This window comes from Nocardioides sp. (assembly GCF_036401255.1).
Classification (GTDB): domain Bacteria; phylum Actinomycetota; class Actinomycetes; order Propionibacteriales; family Nocardioidaceae; genus Nocardioides.
Genome location: NZ_DASWVI010000368.1, coordinates 1 through 6,633 on the forward strand (window position 1 = coordinate 1; position 6,633 = coordinate 6,633).

The following is a 6,633-nucleotide window of genomic DNA, read 5'->3' on the forward strand; positions in this document are numbered from 1 at the left end:
ACTCCAAAGGGGTTCGAATCCCCTATCCTCCGCCACCCGAACGGCGCCGCACCCCACGTGCGGCGCCGTTCGCCGTCGACGAGCGGGTTGGGTCAACAGCACTCCCCACTCCAAAGGGGTTCGAATCCCCTATCCTCCGCCACCCGAACGGCGCCGCACCCCACGTGCGGCGCCGTTCGCCGTCGACGAGCGGGTTGGGTCAACAGCACTCCCCACTCCGAAGGGGTTCGAGTCCCCTATCCTCCGCCACCCGAACGGCGCCGCACCCACGTGCGGCGCCGTTCGCCGTACCGGCCCGATGTGACGGACGCCGTGGCCCGCCGGGATCCATCCGACGCCGAGTGTCGCTATGGTCGAGACGCCTCTCGCACCCGCGGCACTCGGGCCGCACCGGAGAACGGAGCGCACGATGACCCCACCGCTGCTGCTGGCCGCCACCTCGTCGACGGAGCTCGACTTCCCGTGGTGGCTGCAGGTCACCCACCTGGTCAACTTCCTCTTCCTCGGGCTGCTGGTGCGCTCGGGCTGGGAGATCCTGGCCTCGCACCCTCGTCTCTACTGGCGCAACGACTGCGGACCCGACACGGAGTGGCTGAAGTTCACCAAGGACAAGGTCCCGACGGAGATCGGAGCGTTCACCGCGCGCGACGACCAGCGCGACCTGCACCCGCTGATCAGCCTGCCGGGCCGCGCCAAGATCGGCATCGGCCGCGCCTGGCACGGCCTCGTCACGACGCTGTGGGTGCTCAACGGGCTGATCTACGTGGTGCTGCTGTTCGGCACCGGGCAGTGGCGGCGGCTGATCCCCACCTCGTGGGACGTGTTCCCCGACGCGTGGGACTCCCTGAAGATCTACGCCGGGTTCGGCGTCCCCTCGATCGAGCACTTCCAGCCGTACGACGCGCTCCAGCAGCTGATGTACACGTTCGTCGTCTTCGTCCTGGCCCCGCTGATGATCGTCACCGGTCCGGTGATGTCGCCGGCCGTGGTCGGCCGCTACCCGTGGTACCCGAAGCTGTTCGGCGGTCGCCAGGCGGCCCGGTCGCTGCACTTCATCGGCATGGCGATCTTCGTGGTGTTCGCGGTCATGCACGTCGCACTGGTGCTCGTCGTCCACCCCGAGCACAACCTCGTGCACATGATGATGGGCAAGGAGTACGACGAGGCGCTGGTCGGCCAGGCGGTCACCCGGGTCATCATCGGCGTGGTCGTGGTCGTCGCGCTGTGGCTCGCCGCGTCGTACGTCTCCCTGATCGACGTGCGCAAGAGCCAACGCGTGCTCTACGGCCTGCAGGCACCGGTCAAGAAGCTCATCCTCAACCCGATGACCTCGCGCCAGCGGGCCCGCCAGGTCTTCACCGAGGACGACATCTCGCCGTTCCACTGGGTCAACACGCGGCCGCCGGACCTGAGCCAGTCGCCGGAGTGGCTGGCGCTGCGCGACGACGGGTTCCGCGACTACCGCCTCGAGGTGGGCGGCCTGGTCCGCGAGCCGCGCTCGTTCTCGCTCGATGACCTGAAGGCGATCGCCGCGCAGGACCAGATCACCATGCACACCTGCATGCAGGGCTGGACCGGCATCGCGAAGTGGTCGGGCATCCCGCTGCGCGACGTGCTCGCCCAGGTCGAGCCGGTCGAGGGCGCCGAGTACGTCATGGTCGAGTCCTTCGGCACCGCCCAGCACATGCACGACGGCCGGCCCGTCGAGCCGTACTACACGGTGCTCACCAAGGCGATGGCCATGGAGGACGAGACGATCCTCGCCTGGGGCATGAACGGCGAGCCGCTGCCGCAGATGTACGGCGCCCCGCTGCGGCTGCGCACCGAGTCGATGCACGGCTACAAGATGGTCAAGTGGGTCCGCTCGGTGTCGTGGATCCACGACTACCGCGAGGTCGGTGACGGCATGGGCGGTACCCGCGAGGACTCCGGCTACCAGGACATGGACGCGCGCATCTGAGGTGCCCGAGCCTGAGCTTGCGAAGGCTCGGACCCAGCAGCCAGGTCGAGTAGCCCCGCGACCGACGCAGGAGGTCGCGACGGGTGTATCGAGATCGAGCTGCCTTCAGCCGCCACGATGAGGGGCGCGCTCAGGACAGCCGGGACCTGATCTCCTCGAGCAGGTCCTGCGGCGCGAGCCACATCGAGGGGTACTCGCCGTACCAGCGCTGCCTGCCCTCGGCGTCGATCAGCACGAAGCTGTGGCCGGGCAGCCCGGCGTGCATCCCGCGGCCGAGGGTGCCGTACGCCGCGGACACGGTGCCGTCGTCGAGCAGGAACGGGGTCCGGACGCCGTTGGCCGCCATGTCGGCGGTGATCTGCTCGCGGGTGTTCATCACGATCGGCAGCACGGTGACGTCCTGGTCGGCGAACTCCTCGGCGTGCTTCTCGATCTCGCCCATCTGCACGATGCACGACTGGCAGCCGGCGCCCTCGGAGAAGTAGAGCAGCAGGTTCTCTCCGCGATGGTCCTCCAGCGAGTGCCGGGCGCCGCTGGTGTCGACCAGCGAGAAGTCGGGGGCGCGCCGGGTCTCGTCCGACGACGTCGGCCGCGAGCTCAGCATCATCGCGGTGATCGTCGCGCCCAGGGCCACGAGGACGGACACTCCGATCGCGACCCGGCGCACCGGGTGGGCGTGCCCACCGCGTACCTCGCGGGACCGGTCGGCGACTTGACGTGACATCCTCACTCCTCCTTCGTGCGGTCGGGGTGCGTCCCGGCGTCCGCCAGCGGCCCGCGGCAGGCTCCGGAGTCCGCCCGCGGCTCGGTCCCGCCGGGACGTCGGCGGTCCCGCAGCACGGCGACGACGAAGACCGAGGCGACGGCCAGCACGCCGAGGCCGAGCACGGCCTCGGGCACCGGATCGGTCCATGCCTCGATCCGGCCGAACACCCGCGCGAGCCGGTCGCCGATCGCGACCTGGAACCCGGGCCCCCCGGTCATCTCACCGCTCCCGGCCAGCTGGATCACGAAGCCACCCATCACCGCGAAGGCGGCGGCCACGGCGATGTTGACGGTGTTGGTGACCAGCACCCGGCCGCCGACTCGCACCCGCACGGTCCGGGCGCGCAGGAACCGGCGCTCGCCGAGGCTGAACCGGTCCCAGAGCAGCGCCATCACGAACAGCGGGAAGACCATGCCGAACGTGTAGGCCAGCCCCAGCGCGAGGCCCCCGACCGCGGAGCCGGAGAGCGCCGACAGCGTCATCACGCCGGCGAGGACCGGCGCGCAGCAGGAGCTCGCGACGCCGGAGAACACGCCGAGCGCGAAGAAGCTCGCGGAGTCGCCGCGCGCGGTGTCGGGGGCGCGCAGGAACGACGGCAGGCTGACCATCCGGCCCGAGAGGCTCAGCCCGGCCAGGGCCAGCATCAACGCGCCACCCGCGTAGTACAGCGCGGCGTGGTAGTTCGCGATCGTCGACGCGACGAGGCCGATGCCGAGGGTGATCGGCACGAGCACGAGGGCGAGCCCCGCCGCGAACACGAAGGTCAGCGGCAGCAGCCGCCAGCGCCGGTTCTTGACCGCGACGGCGAGGTACGACGGGGCCAGGAACACGATGCAGCACGGTGCGAACAGGGCCACGCCGCCGGCGAAGAACGCCGCGAGCACCGACCCGGTCGTCAGCAGGTCACCCATGGCGCTGCCCGTACCTCGCCGCCAGCGCCTTCTCGAGCTTGCGGCGCGGCAGCCGTCCGCTGCTGAAGAAGGTGTCGTCGAGCAGGACCAGCGGGCTCATCGCGGCCCGGTGCCGCCTCATCAGCTCCCGGCCGGGCTCGCTGAGTGCGTCGACCGTGCGGACCCGCAGCGGGAACGCGGCGGCCAGCCGGGCGAGCGCGTCGACCGCGTCGGCGCAGTAGTGGCAGCCGTCGCTCTCGACGACGGTGATCAGGGCGGGTCCGGGCGCCGGCGGCGGCACCTGCATGGCTCTCCTCTGCACGGCTCGTGATGGGCGCTGCCCAGCATTCGCCGCCCGCCCCGCACAAACCCGGGAGGTTGTGTGAAGGTTCGCTGAAGGCCGGCGCTCAGCCCTCGGCGGCGGGAAGCCACACGGTGAACGTCGCGCCCTGCCCCGGTCCGCCGCTGGCCACCGAGATCCGACCGCCGTGGCCCTCGACCAGTGCCTTCGCGATGGCGAGCCCGATGCCCGACCCGCCGTGCTCGCGGTCACGCGCGGCGTCCGCGCGATAGAACCGGTCGAACAGGTGGGCGAGATGCTCGGGGGCGACGCCCGCACCGGTGTCGGCGACCACGATCTCGACCCCGGCCCCGTGCCGTCGGCACGACAGGGTCACGGTCCCGCCCGCGGGCGTGTGCCGCAGCGCGTTGTCGAGCAGGTTGCCGAGGACCTGCTCCATCCGCTGCACGTCCACCTCCACCGACCCGGACTCCTCGAGGACGGTGCGCAGGCCGACCGCCTTCGTGTCGAAGTGGTGCCGGGACGCGTCGGCCGCCGCGCTCACCAGCATCGCCACCGGGACCGGACGCCGGTCGATCTGGAGGCTGCCCTCGTCGGCGGTGGACACCGCCGAGACGTCCTCCGCGAGGCGGCCGAGCCGCCGCGCCGACGCCCGGACGATGCCGAGCGTGTGGGGGTCCGGCGGGCGGACGCCGTCCTCGATCGCCTCCAGGTGTGCCTCGATGGTGGCGAGTGGCGTGCGCATCTCGTGGGCGAGGTCGGCCAGCATCCGCCGGCGTACGGACTCCGTCGCCTCCAGCCGGGCCGCGAGGCTGTTGTAGGTGGTCGCGAGCGTGGCGAACTCCTCGCCCAGTCCCGGGTCGGGCACCCGGGCGTCGTAGCGCCCTGCCGCGATCTGGGAGGCACCCTCCGCGACGCTGCTGATCGAGCGTTCCACGCGTCGGCTGAAGTACCAGGACACGGCGAGCGCGGCCACGACCGAGGTGAGCAGCGCGAGCGCGATGGAGATCAGCAGCGAGGCGGCGAACGCCTCCTCGACGTGCTCGTTCTCCGCGGGGGTGTGCCCGACACCGGCCTGCTGGAGGTGGTCGTGGAAGATCCCCGGCCCCACCGACGACGCGACCAGCCAGGTCGACAGCGAGCCGGCGATCAGCACCAGCGCCTGGGCGATCAGCAGCCGGGTCGCGAAGCGCGGGCGGGCTCCGGCGCGAGTCACGTGCCGCGGCCCATCCGGTACCCGACGCCGCGCACGGTGCGGACGTACCTGCCCTCGGTGGCGCTGTCGCCCAGCTTGTGTCGCAGGTGGCCGACGTGGACGTCGACGAGGTGCTCGTCGCCCACCCAGTTCGGGCCCCACACGGCGTCGATCAGTTGCCGGCGGCTGAAGGCCATGCCCGGTCGTTGCGCGAGCGTGGCGAGGAGGTCGAACTCGGTGCGGGTGAGCGCGATCGTGCGTCCCTCGAGCCACACGTCGCGCCCGGCGACGTCGATGGCCAGCTCGCCGAAGACCCGCGCGGCGTCAGCCTCCCGGTCGCTCCCGATCGGGCGGGGACGCCGCAGCATCGCCTGGATCCGGGCGACCAGCTCGCGCGGGCTGAAGGGCTTGGTCAGGTAGTCGTCGGCGCCGACCGAGAGCCCGATGAGCGTGTCGACCTCGTCGGTGCGGGCGGTCAGCATCACGACGTACGCGTCGGAGAAGGTGCGCAGCCGGCGGCACACCTCGACCCCGTCGAGGCCGGGCAGCCCCAGGTCGAGGACCACGACGTCCGGGTCGACCTCGCGGGCCAGGTCGACCGCCTGCTGCCCGTCGTGGACGACCGCGACCTCGAAGCCGTCGCGCTGGAGATAGCTCGCGACCAGGCCGGCCAGCTCCGGCTCGTCCTCGACGACCAGGGCCCGGAGCCCCGAGCCCGGGCGCGCCGGGTCGGCGCGGGGGCCCGCGGTGACGTGGTCGACCATGCCGTCCATCGTGACAGCCTCGGGCCCGCCCGGCCGTCCACGAGGCCGCGGCCGTCGGCAACTTCAGCAAACCTTGACCTCAGCGCCACCCGCCGCGCGACCGTGCCGGCCGACAGTTGGCCGAGAAGTGAGCCGAGCGTCACGGGCCAGAGGAGGCGGGGCGATGGCGGGCTGGTACGGCGGCTGGGCCGGTTGGGCCGTGCTCGCGGTCGCCCTCGTGGCCTCCTGGTCGGTCGTGCTCCTCGCCCTCGTCTCGCTGTTCCGCGGGACGCGACCACCGGATCCCCGAGAGGACCCCCTCCATGACCACAGCTCCTGACACCGGAGCCGACACCGGCCCCGACACCGGCTCCGGCACCGCCCCGGAGGGCACGCACGCGCACGAGCACGGGGCGCACGGCGGGCACCGCCTGATGATGCTCGCCTGCTGCGTCCCGATGCTCGTGGTCGCGGGTGTGCTGGTGGCGACCGGAGTCGTCGGGTCGGGCGCCCTCGTCTCGGCCCTGCTGTGCGCGGCGATGATGGCGGCGATGATGTTCCTGATGCCGGGCCACGGCCACCGCTGAGCGACCCGGGATCACCCGCAGGCCGCGCCACGCGCGGGGCGGGGCGGGGTGGCCGGGCACAGTGCGGCCTCCCTCGAGAGCGGCACGCCGCGGCCGAACAACCGCACCCAGGCCACCGGCACCACCGGGGCGGGGTGGTCGGCGTAGCCGAGCCGGGCGGCGGTGTCGCCGGGGTCCTCGCCGACGAGGCG

General features: G+C 72.2%; 9 protein-coding genes. 3 read left to right on the plus strand and 6 right to left on the minus strand.

Translation table 11 applies throughout. The annotated features are described in order from the left end of the window. Positions 1-409: 409 nt before the first annotated feature. Positions 410-1,960, plus strand: a complete 1,551-nt coding sequence (locus VGD85_RS16970) for a molybdopterin-dependent oxidoreductase (protein ID WP_331064612.1) — start codon at positions 410-412, stop codon at positions 1,958-1,960. A gap of 130 nt (positions 1,961-2,090) precedes the next feature. Here VGD85_RS16970 and VGD85_RS16975 read toward each other — a convergent pair whose 3' ends face one another. The 5 genes from VGD85_RS16975 to VGD85_RS16995 all read right to left on the minus strand — a co-directional run bounded on the left by VGD85_RS16975 (position 2,091) and on the right by VGD85_RS16995 (position 5,876). Further along, the gene (locus VGD85_RS16975; protein WP_331064613.1) at positions 2,091-2,684 is read right to left on the minus strand and encodes a peroxiredoxin family protein; all 594 of its coding nucleotides are present in this window, start codon (positions 2,682-2,684) and stop codon (positions 2,091-2,093) included. Between the two features lie 2 nt (positions 2,685-2,686). Further along, positions 2,687-3,637: a cytochrome c biogenesis CcdA family protein gene (locus VGD85_RS16980; protein WP_331064614.1), complete on the minus strand. Its 951-nt coding sequence runs from the start codon at positions 3,635-3,637 to the stop codon at positions 2,687-2,689. Beyond that, positions 3,630-3,923: a glutaredoxin gene (locus VGD85_RS16985; RefSeq protein ID WP_331064615.1), complete on the minus strand. Its 294-nt coding sequence runs from the start codon at positions 3,921-3,923 to the stop codon at positions 3,630-3,632. Before VGD85_RS16985 ends, VGD85_RS16980 begins: the two co-directional genes overlap by 8 nt. Before the next feature lie 100 nt (positions 3,924-4,023). Next, a complete protein-coding gene (locus VGD85_RS16990; protein ID WP_331064616.1) occupies positions 4,024-5,133 on the minus strand; it encodes a sensor histidine kinase in 1,110 nt (369 codons plus the stop codon). Further along, entirely contained in the window at positions 5,130-5,876 is a 747-nt protein-coding gene (locus VGD85_RS16995) for a response regulator transcription factor (RefSeq protein WP_331064620.1), read from the minus strand. The genes VGD85_RS16990 and VGD85_RS16995 overlap by 4 nt, the downstream gene beginning before the upstream one ends. A gap of 163 nt (positions 5,877-6,039) precedes the next feature. Between VGD85_RS16995 and VGD85_RS17000 the strand changes: the two genes are divergently transcribed. Both VGD85_RS17000 and VGD85_RS17005 read left to right on the plus strand, forming a co-directional pair. Continuing rightward, positions 6,040-6,195 carry a hypothetical protein gene (locus tag VGD85_RS17000; RefSeq protein ID WP_331064617.1) on the plus strand — a complete coding sequence of 52 codons (156 nt, stop codon included), beginning with the start codon at positions 6,040-6,042 and terminating at the stop codon, positions 6,193-6,195. Then, positions 6,179-6,442, plus strand: coding sequence for a hypothetical protein (locus tag VGD85_RS17005; protein WP_331064618.1), 264 nt, complete (start codon positions 6,179-6,181; stop codon positions 6,440-6,442). The genes VGD85_RS17000 and VGD85_RS17005 overlap by 17 nt, the downstream gene beginning before the upstream one ends. 11 nt (positions 6,443-6,453) lie before the next feature. On the opposite strand, the gene VGD85_RS17010 is transcribed toward VGD85_RS17005, so the two are convergent. Beyond that, positions 6,454-6,633 (minus strand): hypothetical protein (locus tag VGD85_RS17010; protein WP_331064619.1); only part of this gene is annotated, 180 nt, incomplete at its 5' end.